Source organism: Bacteroides sp. D22, from assembly GCF_000163675.1.
Classification (GTDB): Bacteria; Bacteroidota; Bacteroidia; order Bacteroidales; family Bacteroidaceae; genus Bacteroides; species Bacteroides xylanisolvens.
Window position 1 is genome coordinate 1 of record NZ_GG774831.1, and the last position, 15,394, is coordinate 15,394.

General features: G+C 46.0%; 11 protein-coding genes. All 11 read right to left on the reverse strand.

Features of this window, described 5'->3' with window-relative positions:
• Window positions 1-705: 705 nt before the first annotated feature.
• The gene (locus tag HMPREF0106_RS01415; RefSeq protein WP_008641592.1) at window positions 706-1,320 is read right to left on the reverse strand and encodes a polysaccharide deacetylase family protein; all 615 of its coding nucleotides are present in this window, start codon (window positions 1,318-1,320) and stop codon (window positions 706-708) included.
• A 111-nt stretch (window positions 1,321-1,431) separates the two neighbouring features.
• On the reverse strand, window positions 1,432-4,845 hold the full coding sequence (locus HMPREF0106_RS01410; RefSeq protein ID WP_008641593.1) for a DUF2723 domain-containing protein: 3,414 nt from the start codon (window positions 4,843-4,845) through the stop codon (window positions 1,432-1,434).
• A gap of 562 nt (window positions 4,846-5,407) precedes the next feature.
• Window positions 5,408-6,247: a metal ABC transporter ATP-binding protein gene (locus tag HMPREF0106_RS01405; RefSeq protein WP_009041164.1), complete on the reverse strand. Its 840-nt coding sequence runs from the start codon at window positions 6,245-6,247 to the stop codon at window positions 5,408-5,410.
• 34 nt (window positions 6,248-6,281) lie between these two features.
• Window positions 6,282-7,211: a metal ABC transporter solute-binding protein, Zn/Mn family gene (locus tag HMPREF0106_RS01400; RefSeq protein WP_009041165.1), complete on the reverse strand. Its 930-nt coding sequence runs from the start codon at window positions 7,209-7,211 to the stop codon at window positions 6,282-6,284.
• 38 nt (window positions 7,212-7,249) lie between these two features.
• Window positions 7,250-8,053 (reverse strand): tRNA (5-methylaminomethyl-2-thiouridine)(34)-methyltransferase MnmD, encoded by an 804-nt coding sequence (gene mnmD / locus HMPREF0106_RS01395; RefSeq protein ID WP_008641595.1) that lies wholly within the window; start codon window positions 8,051-8,053, stop codon window positions 7,250-7,252.
• Between the two features lie 51 nt (window positions 8,054-8,104).
• Window positions 8,105-8,584 (reverse strand): YqaA family protein, encoded by a 480-nt coding sequence (locus tag HMPREF0106_RS01390; protein WP_008641597.1) that lies wholly within the window; start codon window positions 8,582-8,584, stop codon window positions 8,105-8,107.
• Complete coding sequence (locus tag HMPREF0106_RS01385) at window positions 8,569-9,579, reverse strand: hypothetical protein (protein WP_009041166.1); 1,011 nt, start codon at window positions 9,577-9,579, stop codon at window positions 8,569-8,571. The genes HMPREF0106_RS01390 and HMPREF0106_RS01385 overlap by 16 nt, the downstream gene beginning before the upstream one ends.
• 78 nt (window positions 9,580-9,657) lie before the next feature.
• On the reverse strand, window positions 9,658-10,968 hold the full coding sequence (gene purD / locus HMPREF0106_RS01380; protein ID WP_008641599.1) for a phosphoribosylamine--glycine ligase: 1,311 nt from the start codon (window positions 10,966-10,968) through the stop codon (window positions 9,658-9,660).
• A 68-nt stretch (window positions 10,969-11,036) separates the two neighbouring features.
• Window positions 11,037-13,235, reverse strand: a complete 2,199-nt coding sequence (locus HMPREF0106_RS01375; RefSeq protein ID WP_008641600.1) for a S9 family peptidase — start codon at window positions 13,233-13,235, stop codon at window positions 11,037-11,039.
• Between the two features lie 14 nt (window positions 13,236-13,249).
• Window positions 13,250-13,798, reverse strand: coding sequence for an ORF6N domain-containing protein (locus HMPREF0106_RS01370; protein WP_004313721.1), 549 nt, complete (start codon window positions 13,796-13,798; stop codon window positions 13,250-13,252).
• Window positions 13,799-13,942: 144 nt separating this feature from the next.
• On the reverse strand, window positions 13,943-15,385 hold the full coding sequence (locus HMPREF0106_RS01365; RefSeq protein WP_004313722.1) for a class I SAM-dependent RNA methyltransferase: 1,443 nt from the start codon (window positions 15,383-15,385) through the stop codon (window positions 13,943-13,945).
• Window positions 15,386-15,394: the final 9 nt, after the last annotated feature.

A 15,394-nucleotide genomic window follows, 5' to 3' on the forward strand; every position in this document is an offset into this window, starting at 1 on the left:
CTTTGGGATACATACAGCCAATGCGGTATGTATGATAGAAAAGGTCGAAAAGAAAAAAAGAAAGGCAGCATAATCTAACTAAAATAACAGGAAAAACAGGAGAGGTTTTAACTTCCCCTAAAAAAGACATGTACATAATGCATGGGTGGGAAGGAAAAAATAAGAATATGTAAACAATATTCTACAAAAAAGATAGAAGACTGGGAGAGTTGAACGAAAAAATCAAGAGAAAAGCTCACGTAAAGCAAAGCTTTTCTCTTGATTTTTTAGAAAGAGGAACATTTACTGAATATCCCTATATAAATACACATCAGGAGGACGTCTTTGTTGCTGTTAGTCATTCCGATAGGTCAAAGTTTGCGAAGTTTTGAACATAAATGACAAACGCTTGTAAACGTCTTCTCAATATAAACATCTCTCCCTCGCCACCCGGAGGCTTTCTGCGGAAGAGACCGTTGCAAATGTATAAAAAAATACGGATGGAAAGGGTAATGTGAATCAGAAACTTTTTGAATATCGGTTATTTTGCCCTCTTTTTTCCCTTTGCCGGGCGAAATGCGCTTATACTGACATCTTATAAGAAAGAGGAGCGATCTCCCAATTTCGGGCACGAAACAGGCCTTAAACTACAAAAGCCGGGGCACAAGACCTCGGCTTATATTTTTATCTTCTTATCAGGGAGCTTTTTGGCTCATTGGAGACTTTCTATAACATCTTGAATTCATACCCTTCCTCTTTCAGGAATTCAATGGCACGAGGAAGTGCATACTGCAGATTACCGTTGTTCCAGGACTTCAGCGAATCATGGAAAGTGATGATGGAACCGTTGCGTGCATAGCGCTTCACATTGTTCAATACCTGTTCCGGGCGCATCCGTTTACTATAATCACGAGTTACGAGATCCCACATGATAATGCGGTAATGATAGCGCAAGGTATAATACTGCCGGAACCCCATGTGTCCGTGTGGCGGACGGAAGAGATCGGAATGAATAATTTCGTCTACCTTTCTGGCGTTTGCGAGGTAATCAGGATTAGAATATTCAAATCCACGGATGTGGTTGAAGGTATGGTTACCGATGCGGTGTCCGTGTTCTACCACCATCCGGTATTCATCCGGGTGCTTGCGTATATTGTCGCCTACCATAAAGAAGGTAGCTTTAACATGATGCTTTTCCAATACTTCCAGTACCCAGGGAGTTACTTCAGGGATGGGGCCGTCGTCAAAAGTCAGATAGACTGCCCGTTCATTCGGATCCATCCGGAAGATAGCTTGTGGATACAACGCCCGGAAAAGCCAAGGTGGTTGTTCTATAAACATGAGAGTCTGTGTTAAACAAGTATTAAGTAATAAGTATTAAGTATGATCCATGCGGAAAACATATCGGACGCCTATGGTAATACTTAATACCTGATACTTAATACTTACTATTTATTTCCCTTTCATTCTTGTCACGTACTCGTTATAAAGTTGGTCGAGTTGCGTGGAGTAATGTTTCGCGAGTTCTTCTGATTTGTATTTTTCCATTAAGCGGACTTCGGCGTCAAGCAAGCTGGCGTTGTACACGAAGTTTTCGCCGGCGATGGCAAGCTGGTTGTCGTTCAGGCTAAGATACCAGATCATGTATTCGAGCGATTTGTTGGCAAGCTCGTCGATGATCTTGTTAGCTTTCTCGTTCTGTCCCAGCTGGTAATAAGATTCTGCCATTTGGAAGGCGCCGTTTGCCCAGTCGTACGGTACGTTGTATGACGGAATCATCTTTTCGGCGTAGTCGAGTGCGGCGAGTGCCTTATCCTTCTTGCCTTCTTTGATAAGCTGGCCTACGAGTTGCGTGAAGATACGGCGGTGCGTGTAGCACATACGCATCACGTTCTCGTCGATATAGATACCCGGTTTGTCGATACCGCCGAACTTGAACTTGTTCATCAGGTTGTCATACATCTTTTCGCTGTCTATCTTGCTGTCCAGTTTGTCCGTATCGAATGGTGTGAAACGGTAGGCAAGACCTTCCTGCATAAAGTGGTTGCCCATGCCCAGATGGTTTTCGCTTCCTACGGTGATTGCCATATAGATAGGACGTTCCCAGTTGGCATTGGCAAGCATTTCGAGCATCATCAGTTCACTCTTGTAGAGGGCGCGTTTCGGGTTGCCGTTGGCGTCTCTAAGGGTGATTGTCATGTATTCGGGGATAGAGTCGCCCAGAGCTTCCGGTATCTTCATGCCGGAGCGGCGTACGGCTTCTTTGTCCACCTTCATTACGATGCTGTCCGTAGGGATAAGCGGCAGTTGGATATCTTTTCCAGTCTTTTTGAGAAGCTCTTTCAACTGGTCGTTCTTACCGAGCATCCAACGGTTGATGATTTCCTTCAATTCGTATGGATTCTCACCAAAAATGGAGTGAACGAGTGATAATATGGTAGTGTCTCCCTGTGCAGCCAGTTCGTTTGCCTGTTTGAAATAGCTGTCGATAAAGGCCTTCATTTCCGTACGGATAGGGATATATTCATTTTGTCCTTCCACATATTCCACACGGTCCCAAGTGATAGGAAGCGACGGGGAATCGTAGGCCGGACGTTTCATTTGGTCGATGTACCAGTCTGTTTGCAAGTAACTTAGGTTACAGGTGCGGGCATCTGTACGGAAGCCTTCCGTTTCCTGGTTGTACCACAATGGGAAAGTATCGTTATCACCATTGGTATAGATAATCGGATTTCCTTTTTCCTGTAAGGTCATCAGGTAGTTCTGTCCGAAGTCGCGGGCAACGAAGCGTCCGCTACGGTCGTGGTCATCCCAAGTCTGTCCCGCCATCTGGATGGGGACGAACAAACAGAGTACTGAAGCCAGTACAGCTGCCGGAAGTTCCTGCATCTTACAGTATTCTCGCAGCATGCGGATGATACCTGCCACTCCCATACCTACCCAGATGGCAAAGGCGTAGAACGAACCGGCATACGCGTAATCTCGTTCACGGGGCTGTGCAGGGGTTTGGTTGAGGTAGAGCACGATGGCGATACCTGTCATGAAGAACAGGAAGAAGACCACCCAGAATTGCTGGATACCCCGCTGGCTATGATAAGCCTGCCAGAAGAGTCCGATTAAGCCGAGAATCAGCGGCAGACAGTAGAATACGTTGTGTCCTTTATTGTTTTTGAGATCCTGCGGAAGCAGTTCCTGATTACCTACCAGCAAGTTGTCGATAAACGGAATACCGGTGATCCAGTTGCCATGTTCAATTTCTCCGCTACCCTGTATGTCGTTCTGTCGTCCGGCAAAGTTCCACATGAAATAACGCCAGTACATGAAGTTCAACTGGTAGGAGAAGAAGAATTTGATATTTTCCCATTGGTTAGGCATGTTCACCATTACCATTTCTCCGCACTGGTCGTAAGGAACGTCGTGTCCTTTGATGTCTACCCATTGCTTGTAGAGTGGTGCGTGTGACGAGCTGTACATACGCGGGAAAAACATATTCTGCGCATATTCGTATTCCACACGTCCGGGAAGTTCGATATAAGAGTCTTTTTCGTCGGGAGAAGTCTTTTCCTTGCGGACAAACTTGCTTCCTGCTTCCGACTGGCGCGGAATACAATAGCCGTCTTTTACGTCGAGTGCCACTTTCGAAGAGAAAGCAGGGCCGTAGAAGAGCGGACGGGTTCCGTATTGTTCACGGCCGAGGTATTCGCCCAAGGTGAATATATCCTCCGGTGAGTTCTGGTCCATCGGAGTGTTGGCAGTAGAACGGATAACGATCAGTGCGTAAGAAGAATACCCGATTACGATCATCATGGTGCACAGCAATGCTGTGTTCATGGTGCGGGCGGTGATACGCCATCTCTCTTTGATTTTAGCCTGTACACTCGGAGCAAGATAAAGTCCCAGTGCGGCAATAACCAAAATACCGATGATGATACTGCTGGCTCCGTGTCCGTAGAATGGGATACCCAGCAAAGCGATCGTCAGGATAAAGGAGATAGCCATGCGCGTTTTGTTCTTTTCGGTGTAACTTTCGTATACACCCCAGATCAGAGCGGCCGCAAGCAGAATGATATAAACCACTACGCCCGAATTGAATGACATTCCGAGTCCGTTGACGAACAACAGTTCAAACCAGCCGCCTACTTTCACGATACCCGGTACGATGCCGTAAAGCACGGCTGCAACGAGCACCATTGAACCTAATAGCGCTATTAACGAACCTTTGGCGGTAGCATTCGGTGTTTTTTTGTAGTAGTATACCAATACGATGGCAGGCAGACAAAGCAAGTTCAATAAGTGCACACCGATACTCAATCCGGTCAGATAGGCGATGAGGATAATCCAACGGTCGCTGTGCGGCTGGTCGGCTACGTCTTCCCATTTCAGAATCAACCAGAAAACAACAGCGGTAAACAGGGAGGAGAAGGCATATACTTCACCTTCCACGGCCGAGAACCAGAATGTGTCACTGAATGTATAAACCAGTGCACCGATCAGTCCGCTACCCATCACTGTGATAAGCTGTCCTTTGGTGATATTGTTTTCGTCAGTGATAATCAGTTTGCGTACCAGGTGGGTGATGCTCCAGAAAAGGAACAGGATACAGGCGCCACTCATGAGGGCACTCATGTAATTCACCATTTTAGCAACAGTTGTTACGTCGGAAGCAAATTGAGAAAACAGATTCGCCACTAGCATGAAGAAAGGTGCGCCGGGCGGGTGTCCGACTTCCAGTTTATAGCCGGTGGTTATGAACTCCGGGCAATCCCAGAAACTTGCGGTCGGTTCTATTGTCAGGCAGTAGACGGTTGCCGCAATGATGAATGTAAGCCAACCCATAAGGTTGTTTACGGTTCTGTACTGTTTCATTAGCACTATCGTAGTTTATTCGTTAAAAACAAATTATGAGGTCGCAAAGATAGTGATTTGTAAGGATAATGAGGAAGAAAGTAAGAAATATTAAGTAACGGAGGGGTGATTTACTATCTCTTTCACTCTTCCGGAAGGCGGGAACTTGTGTGTTGGCAAGTAAGGAAATTATTTTTAGTCCTTTAATAAATAAGCTCTGGTGTATTAGAGATAAACTTCCTTTATCCTGTTAGTGAACTTCTTTTGCCTTAATAACAAACTTCCTTTTCATTAGTCATAAACTATAATTGCAAGTTTTGTTTTTATAAATGAAACTTGCAATTATAAAAACAAAGCTTTCAATTTTATAAACGTAACTTGCGTTTATAGATTATCCTTAGTCAATCATAACTTTCCTGTTAGAGAAGAACAAGTTTACTATTAATACAACGGAAGTTTACTATTAATAGCTTGGACGTTAGGTGTTAACACTTGTAATATCAGCTGTTAATGGTTGAGATTTCAGGTATTAATACTTGGGTTGCTGTATATATATGTTTGGGATATTGAATATGTGTATCCTTTAATGATGGTGATGATGTTCCCCTAAAACCCGATGAGGCAGTGTGCCGTGTCCCAATAGCTCGATGGGGCAGTTGAAGTTTCTTTCCAGCCATTCGGTAGTGACGCCCGTGTCCGGATGGTAATCCAGTGTTTCATTGACACAGGCGATGGATTTTACCTGTTGCAATACAGTGCCAATGTCGTGACTGACAAGGATAATGGCACATTCTTTATTGATTTCAGCCAATAACTCATAAAGGCGTGCTTCGAAACGTTTGTCGATATACGTGCTGGGTTCATCGAGAATCAACACTGCAGGGTCCGAGATGATGGCACGTCCTAACAAGGCACGTTGCAGTTGTCCACCGCTTAATTGTCCGATAGAACGGCTTTCGAGCCCTTCTAATCCCATGCGGGCGATAATCTGTTTGCCTTTCTCTCTCTGTTCGGGAGTGAACCGGGAGGTGAGCGACTTCTGTATGCTCAATCCGGACAGGATCACTTCTTCCACGGAAATAGGGAACTTCCGGTCTATGGTGCTATATTGCGGCAGGTAACCGAGGAAAAGCTGGGATTTCGCGGAAGAACTTTGGTGGGAGTTTTTGGCAGATGTTTCTGTCGAAGTCCCTTCCGTAGATGTTCTTATGGGAGCCTTCTCGGGAGTATGGAATATAATTTCCCCTCCGGTTGGTTTTAACAAACCGAGGATGCACTTTATAAGCGTTGTTTTGCCGCCTCCGTTCGGACCTATAATACCTAGAAAATCCCGTTCGTAGATGCTTAGATTAACATCGTGGAGAACAGTGTGACCGTCATATCCGGCGGAAAGATTCTTTATTTCGATTATTGGTTTTATCATTGGAAAGGGCTTGATTGGTTCTTTCTTTATACGTTTATTTGGTGGCAGCTTGCGGCGCAAGGGCTTTGGCTACATTCAGCATCTCTTCCTCCCAGTCATAACTTAACGGGTTGATAGGGACCACTTTCGTTCCGGTTTGTTGCGCGATGGTTTCCGCATTGCGTTTGTCAAACTCCGGTTGAACGAAGATAACGCCTACATTTTCTGCCTGACAGACGTCTATCAGGTCTTTCAGATGAGCGGGAGAGGGTTCTTTGCCTCCTTCTTCGATCGAAATCTGATGCAATCCGTAGTCGCGGGCGAAGTAGGAGAGGGCCGGATGATAAATCATGAAGGCTTTGGCTGCTTCGGGGGTGGAGAGTTGCCGGCGAATCAGGCTGTCGGTGTGCTGGATGCGCTGACAGAGAGAATCGTAACGGTTTCTATAATATGGTTCGTTTGCTTTATCCAGTTGACTAAGGGCCTTGTAGGTGTTTCCGGCGATGATTAAAGCATTACCGGTAGAATTCCATACGTGTGGCTCTACGGCGTGGATATGGCCGTCGTGACTGTTGTGGCCGTGGGCATGGCCATGGTCATCATTATTGAGTATGAGGTCGATTCCTTTCGAGGTGTCGAACACTTGGATATGGGGAGTATTGTTCATTAGGCGGTCCATCCAGGTTTGTTCGAAACCGATGTACCCGATGCGGAAATAGGCTTTGCTGTCTCCTAAAGAAACAAGTTGCTGGGGGATAGGATCGTATGTCTCCGGACTGGAACCTTTGGGCACCATGCTGACTACTTTGAATTTATCTCCGGCAATAGCCTCGGTGAAATAACGTTGCGGTTCCAGTGTGACGGTTATCACCGGCTTTGTCTCGTCATCGTTACTTGCCTGGGAGGAACGTCCTGTGCAGGCTGCTATCAGGAGGCAGGTACCAAGAAGGAAAAGTGTTCTCATATCTTTTAGTTGTTGTTTCATGATTTTTTCTGTTTCGGGGTTTCAATCTTATCTTGTTTCTACTCTTGTTTCCGGGCCCGTAATATTTCCCGTTTACCACCCGGAGGTCCGGGGAGGCGTTCTACTGTGAATCCGGCTGTCTGCAACATTCGGCGTACTACACCTTTGGCACAGTAGGTAGTCAGAATTCCGTCTCTATCTAATAAAACATAGAGGCGGTTGAATAGTTCTTGCGACCACATTTCCGGTTGCTTTTCCGGGGCGAAGGCGTCGAAATAGATGGTATTAAACGGAGTATTGGAAGTTGAGTATTGAGAAATGACTGCATTGTTGTTGGTGCTGTTCATTTTTGACTCTTCCTTCTTTCCCGTTATCCATTGATTGACGTCCGTTTCTATTTTTCGTAAGGTGAAGTGTGGCGTAAGCTGCACGTCTTTCTCCCAGGGCGATGTATGAAGCTGCTTAAACAATTCGATAGCCGGTTGTTGTTCTTCTTCATCATTCGGGGTAAATTGCTCATCGGTTGTTGTTTGCTTCCGATGTATGGTAAGCTGCTCATCGCTGGAGATATACCCTAGCTGTTCTACTGTCTGCCAGTCTAGTGGATAGAGTTCCAGTCCTGTATAGTGTATATTTCGTCTGCTTCTTTCCGCTTCTTCAAGGGTGAGCCAAGCGTTTAATCCTGTCCCGAAGCCGATTTCAAGAACACGTGGAGTAGCGGCAGGAGAGGCTTTCAGCCCCATATCGATGAAAATATGTTGAGACTCCGTGCGTGCCCCTTTCGTCGAATGATAATGTTCATTCAATTCCGGAACAAACAGAGTAGCGCTCCCGTCATCGGTTCTCTCAATTATTCTTTCCATCACTCAATCTTTAATACTTAATACCTAATACTTAATACTTAAAAAAGACCTCTATCCCGCCATAGCATCCCAGGCACTTTCGAGCACATACAGGAGAAGGATATAACGTATCAGTTTGCCGACAAACATGGAAACAATAGTAAGCCATGTGTTGCTTCGCATAAATCCCAGTGCAATGGCGATCACCTCGCCAATGGCAGGAAGAAAGGTGAAGAATGCCATCAATGCCCCTTTCCCTTGCAGGAATTTCACCATTTTGTCTACCTTTTCTTTCTTTACCTTGAAGTATTTCTCAATCCAGCTGATTTTGCCCAGACGTCCCATGTAGTAACAGGTCATTCCGCCTACTGTATTGCCGAGAGTGGCGGATATCAGACAGGCTATCGGGGGCAGGCCGAGCTTCACCAAGGCCACCAGTACCAGTTCGGAACTGAAAGGCACGATGCTCCCAGCCAATAAAGCCGAGATGAATAATCCCGGAAGTCCCCATTCTATGAGGAGTTGTATCGTTGAATCTACAAAAGCGTCCATATATTAAAAGCAAATAAGAGGATGAGGCCGACCAATGAAATGATAAAGAACACATTTGAACTTTTACTATTGGTCAGTACAAAGAAATGCCCGATCAGGATGCTGTTGCTTATGATAAGCAAAGGCAGCAGGGCACTGCAATATATCGGTTGCAAGGCAATCAGCAGGAACAGGAAGAGCGTCAGGTCTATCAAAAACTGGAGATAGGCACGTGTGCGTATCTTATCCTCAAATCCGGCAGCGATGCAATGGACAGCACTGACGATAAACATCACGAGCAGATAGCCCAGTATAGCCAATTCCCAGGGTTGAAGGATTTGTAAGTTAAAGACTTCTCCGAAAGCTAATAGCTGGTTGAAAGGGCGGTAGAACAACTCCATCTCGTTATAGAAGAAGGCGTGTCCGAACAGCATCCAGTAGGGCAGCATCCATCCGAGCAGCGCGCCGCAGAAACTACGCGGAGTGAGCGACTGGAAACGGTAGGCTTCGAGCAACCAAAGCACCGAGAGGATGGTGAGCTGTGGGAAAAGAATACTTCCCGCTCCGATAAAGAAGAAGGAATAGAATAGATAGCCCGCAGCTTGAGCTTGCTGATAGCTTTTAAACAGAAAATAAATGGAAATAAGAGAACCGAGGGCGACAATGTCTCCTATGTATAGTAAATGCATTCCCGGACAGACGGTGACTAGCAGGAAATAAATAGCTGTCTGCATGGAAGCCCTCATGCGGATAATACTGAACTGGTTGTTCAATTCTATCAGAAAATAGCCGATGATTGCGTAAACCAGAAAGCTGACAATTCGTTCTGCCCATCCCGGAAGCAGTAGATCGCGGGTGGATTGCAAGAAAGAAGAGCTGTCCTTGGGTGTTGTTGAGGCTATGGAGTCGGGAAATAAAAAGTAAGTCAACACCCAGCATAGGGCGCAGATAAAGATAACGGCAGGCAGGGTCCACCGTCCTGCCGTCACTTGACTTTGTAGTCTTTTATTTCTCATTTGTCTGTCAGTTCTTTTGCCGCCCGGCGGGCATATATCATCGCTTTGTAGGATCTATATGCTGTGCAAATAGGGGATTTATGCCTGCCGTGGCGTATCATTACAGGTTGTTTCTTGCAAATCGAATCCGATGTCGCGGCGGAAATACTTCTTGTTGAAGTCGATCATGTCTGCCACTTTGTAGCTCTGTGCCAGTGCTTCTTCTTTCGTTGCACCGTAAGAGCAAACGGCAATCACACGTCCTCCGTTCGTCACCACTTGTCCGTCTTTCATGGCTGTTCCGGCATGGAAGATGATGCTGTCGGTGGTGGCAGCCTGTTCCAGTCCGCTGATGGGGAATCCTTTTTCGTAGGCTTCGGGGTAACCGCCGCTGACAAGAATGACGCAGCCGGCCGAACGTGGGTCCATCACTAGTGTTTTCTCGTTCAGGTTGCCTGCCGCTGTGCCTTCAAGTAACTCTACGAAGTCGCTTTGGATGCGCAACATCACGCTTTCTGTTTCCGGGTCGCCCATGCGGACGTTGTATTCGATAACCATCGGTTCACCTTTCACCTTGATAAGACCGAGGAAGATGAAACCTTTGTAGGTGATCTTTTCTTCTTTCAGACCATTGATGGTCGGTTCGATGATACGTGTGCGTACTTTCTCCATATATACTTCATCAGCAAACGGAACCGGAGTTACGCTACCCATACCGCCTGTATTCAATCCTTTGTCGCCTTCACCGATACGTTTGTAGTCTTTCGCCACAGGGAGGACTTTGTAGTTGTCTCCGTCTGTCAGTACGAATACAGAGCACTCGATACCGCTCAAGAATTCTTCAATCACAACGGTTGCCGATGCGGAACCGAACATGCCGCCGAGCATTTCTTTCAGTTCTTTCTTCGCTTCATCCAGCGTAGGAAGGATGAGAACTCCTTTCCCGGCACAAAGGCCATCAGCCTTCAATACGTAGGGAGCTTCCAACGTTTCGAGGAAAGCGAGGCCCTCTTCGAGGTTTTCGGAAGTAATGCTTTTGTAGCGGGCTGTCGGGATGTTGTGGCGCATCATGAAGCCTTTGGCAAACTCCTTGCTGCCTTCCAGTTGTGCTCCTTGAGCCGAAGGACCGATCACGGCAATATGCTTTAGCTCCGGACGGTTTTGGAAGTAATCGTAGATTCCTTTTACCAACGGATCTTCGGGGCCTACTACTATCATTTGGATGTTCTCTTTTAGAGCAAAAGCACTGATTGCTTCAAAATCGGTTGCTTTGATGTTGACATTCTCGCCTACGGCAGTTGTTCCGGCATTTCCCGGAGCAATGTATAGTTTTTCAACTTTCGGACTTTGGGCAATTTTCCATGCCAGTGCATGTTCGCGGCCGCCCGAGCCTAGTAATAATATCTTCATCTTTGTATTGTTATGGATTTATACTGTTATCTATGATTCGTATGGATACGGTGGTGTCTTTGTCAGTTTTATAAGTTCTGCTCAAAGTACCGGGTGATTTTCTCATGCAGATGTACACGGTCGCGTCCTGCTACGTTGTGCTTGTGGCACGGGTAGATAAACAGGTCGGGATAAGTGCGGGCATCTACACAGGCTTTCATGAACGACAGGGTGTGCTGTGGCACGCAGGTGTCGTCGTGGTCGTCGTGAATAATCAATAGGTGACCTTTCAGTTGGCCGGCAAGGTTTTTCAGATTACATTCTTTGTAGCCTTCCGGGTTGCTTTCCGGTGTATCCATATAGCGTTCGCCGTACATCACTTCATAATACCCCCAGTCGATTACCGGGCCTCCGGCAACGCCTACTTTGAATATTTCCGGGTAACGAAGCATCAGGGCGGTAGTCATGTGTCCTCCGAAGCTCCATCCGTGTACGCCGATGCGTTCGCTGTCTACGTAGGGGAGGGATTTCAGGAATTCAACGCCTTTTACCTGGTCTTTACCTTCTTCGATGCCAAGACGGTGGAAGGTGGCATTTTCAAATGCCAGTCCACGGTTGCTGCTGCCACGGTTATCGATGGTGAACATGATATAGCCTTTACCTGCCATGTATGTGTCCCATCCGCGTGCGCCGTTCTGCCATCCTCCGGTGACGCATTGCGCGTGAGGACCTCCGTAGACGTATACGATGACGGGATATTTCTTGGCCGGGTCAAAGTTGGCCGGTTTCATCAGGCGATAATGCAGGTCGGTGGTGCCGTCTGCCGCTTTGATTGTTCCGGTTTCGATGCTTGGCATTTGGTAGCCTTCGTAAGGGCTTTCAGCAGTCAGCAGATTGGCTGTTTCTTTGAAGTTTTTGGTGTCTACCAGGTTGATGATGCGAGGCTGGTCTTTTGTTGAATAACGGTCGATAAGATAAGTGCCGGAAGCGCTAAGCATGCCGCTATGTTCGCTTTCTTTGCAGTTCTCGAACGGTTGGCTTATCTTTCCATTGCTCACGTTTACAGCGAAATGTCCGCTTCTCAAGCCTTCTACGGCTGTGAAGATGACTTCTTTACGCTTTGTGTTGAATCCCAGGACGTCGCTGACCAGCCAGTTGCCTTTGGTCAGTTGTTTGACTTTGCCGGCCTGGAAATAAGTACCACCGTTGGCACTGTTATAAGTTTCACCTTTCATGTTAGTTGCATCGGCATCAAAGAGATAAAGATGATTGTAGCCGTCACGTTGACTTTGATAGATGAACTTGGTAGGGTCCCACGGCAAAAATGCGATTGCGTTTTGCGGCTCCACATATTTAGGATGCATTTCTTCGTAGAGAACGCCCATCGGCTCTCCTGTTTCTGCGTTGTACTGGCAAAGTTTGGCGTGGTTCTGGTCACGGTTTACTTCAATCAGGTAGAGGCTTTTTTCATCCGGTGACCAGCTGATATTGGTGAAATAACGGTCTGTGGGATCACCTGCGTTCAGATAAATGCTTTTGCCTGTGGCAGGATTGTAAATGCCTACTTTTACCTGATGGCTCGTCATGCCTGCCATCGGATAACGTACATTGTTCACTTCGCCTACGCGTGCAGTGATGTCTACAAGCGGGTATTGTGTCACCATGCTCTCGTCCATACGGTAGAAAGCGAGCAGGTTACCTTTCGGGCTCCAGAAAGTGCCTTTGTTGATACCAAATTCATTCCGGTGTACAGTCTGTCCGCAAACGATGCCTTCGGGTTCATTAGTTACCGCTTTCTCGTTTACATACAGATTGTTACCTATCGTGTATGCCACGTTTCCACTGGCTGCGCAATAGTCTTCATTATCTGCTCCGTCTTTGGGTTTGAGAGTGCTGACAACTTGATTGTTCTTGAAATCATATACAATGAACTTTCCTGCTATCTTGAATAGCATTTGTGGCTTATCGGCCCATGGGAAACTGACGGAATACAGGTGTGATAACTTTCCTGCCTTGTTCTCTTCAAGCACTTTGTTGATCTGTTCACGAGTGATAACCATTGTTTCTTTCCCCGTTTTGGGTTGGATAGAATAAAGGGTATCTACGCCCGGCTTGATACATTCGTCACCCCACCATTGCAGTCCGTACAGGTTGTCTGCATAGCGGTAACTCTCGCCACCCGGAATCAATTCTTCCAGTGTCGGCTTTTTGGTTTCTTGTGCCATAACATTGAATCCGATTGGTAGTGCCAACAATAAAAGCATGGCTCTTTTTCCAATTTTACTCATTGCTCTTTTCTTTATTATTTGTTTTTAAATCCTTCTATTTTTACTCTGTCCAAGGGAGTCTGCTTTATTTGAATGGCAGCACTCAACTTGGCAAAAGCGGTGAATAGGTCGTCAAATTGCTTCTCGTAGCTTTCTCTGTCGGAGGATATGTCCTCTTCCAAGTATTCAATCCTTTTCCTCAATTCTTCCAATTCCTGTTTCGGAGCATGGGAGAGTAGGTATTGACGCATGTGGACGAAGGCATCCATAATATTAATACTGACTTCAATAGCACGGGGACTTTTCAGAACTCCAGATAACATTGCTACACCTTGTTCTGTAAAAGCGTAAGGCATTTTGCGAGTACCACCCCAACTTGATATTCCATTTTGGAATATCAAGTTGAACTCGTCTTTATTTAATTGAAACATGAATCTTGCAGGAAATCGTTCGATGTTTCGTTTAATGGCTTTATTGAAGTTACCTGTGGTAACTTCATACATCTCCGCCAAATCAAAGTCCAACATAACTTTTTGACCTCTGATCTCATAAATTTTATTTTCAATGATAACAATGTCGTTCATTTTTTCTTTAATTGGTTGCTATCATAGATAGCTTATTGGCGAAAATGTTATTTGAACTTGAGGTTGCAATTTGTGACCTCAAGTTGGTTATCAGGGTGTTAATGAGTGTGTGATGTTATAATGTGTCATTAACTATTGAATGGTTTATTCCTCTTCCTTCTTCGGAATCCTCGGCTCCCGGTTCCCCCTAAATTCTCTTGGCCCTCTCGAATCTCTTCCTCCACGGAATTCTCCCCGTGGCTTTCTATCTCTTCCATCACCACCTTTGAACTCACCACCTTCTCTGCGCGGCTTGTATTCTCCCTCTCTGCGAGGTCTGGATTCACCATCCCGACGCGGTTTGAACTCACCTTCGCGGCGTGGCTTAAATTCTTTTCTTTCTCTAAATCTTGGAGCCTGTTCTCCTTCAGCCTCTTTCTTTTCTTCTCCCTCTTCCTGGCTCTTGAACTCTTTGTATTTTCCGTCAAAAATCTCATATTTGCGGAACTCACACTCCAACGGTCCATTGAACAAAGGAACTTTCTGACTTGCTTTCAAACCAATCTGGTCGAAACACTCTTCCCGATAAGAAAGCACCCATGCCTCGTTTCCTACAAACGCATGTTTCAGACGTTCACCGATCATCTGATAAAGTCCAAGCAAATCATTAGTGGAAATACGTTCACCGTATGGCGGGTTAGTGATGATAATCGACTTCTCCTGTGGCTGTTCAAACTGCTGGAACGGTTGTAGCTTCAACACGATGTCTTTCGATACGCCAGCAGCTTTTATATTGTGAGTCGCAATCTCATTAGCTTTCGGATTGTTATCGTATCCGTAAATCTTATGAGCAAATTCGCGCTCCTGACTGTCATCATTGTAAATCTCATCGAACATATCCGCATCGAAATCTACCCATTTCTCAAAAGCAAACCCTTTACGGAATACTCCCGGAGCAATATTCTTAGCAATCAGTGCCGCTTCAACAGGGATAGTACCCGAACCACACATCGGGTCGATCAAATCACATTCTCCGCGCCATCCGGTCATTAGAATCATGCCGGCAGCCAATACCTCATTTAACGGGGCTTCTACTGCTTCCTGGCGATAACCGCGACGGTGAAGTGATTCTCCAGACGAGTCCAAAGACAACGTACAGGTAGTCTGTGCAATATGAATATTCAGAAGTACATCCGGATTGTTGATACGTACCGACGGACGTTTTCCTGTTTTATCACGGAAATAATCCACAATCGCATCTTTCACCTTATACGAAACGAATTTCGAATGGCGGAACTCATCGCTGAATACTACTGCATCGATAGCGAACGTCTTGTTCACATCGAGATATTCTTCCCATGGAATAGCCTGTATTTGATTATAAACCTCATCGGCATCTTTGGCTGTAAAGTTTTTAATTGGTTTCAGGATACGGATGGCGGTGCGAAGGCAAAAATTCGCCTTATACATCATACGTTTATCTCCTGTGAATGAAACCATGCGGCGTCCTATTTGAATGTCGTTGGCTCCTAATGCTGTCAGTTCTTCTGCAAGTATCTCTTCCAGTCCCTGGAAAGTCTTGGCTATCATCTCGAATTGTTCGCTCATATAGATTCT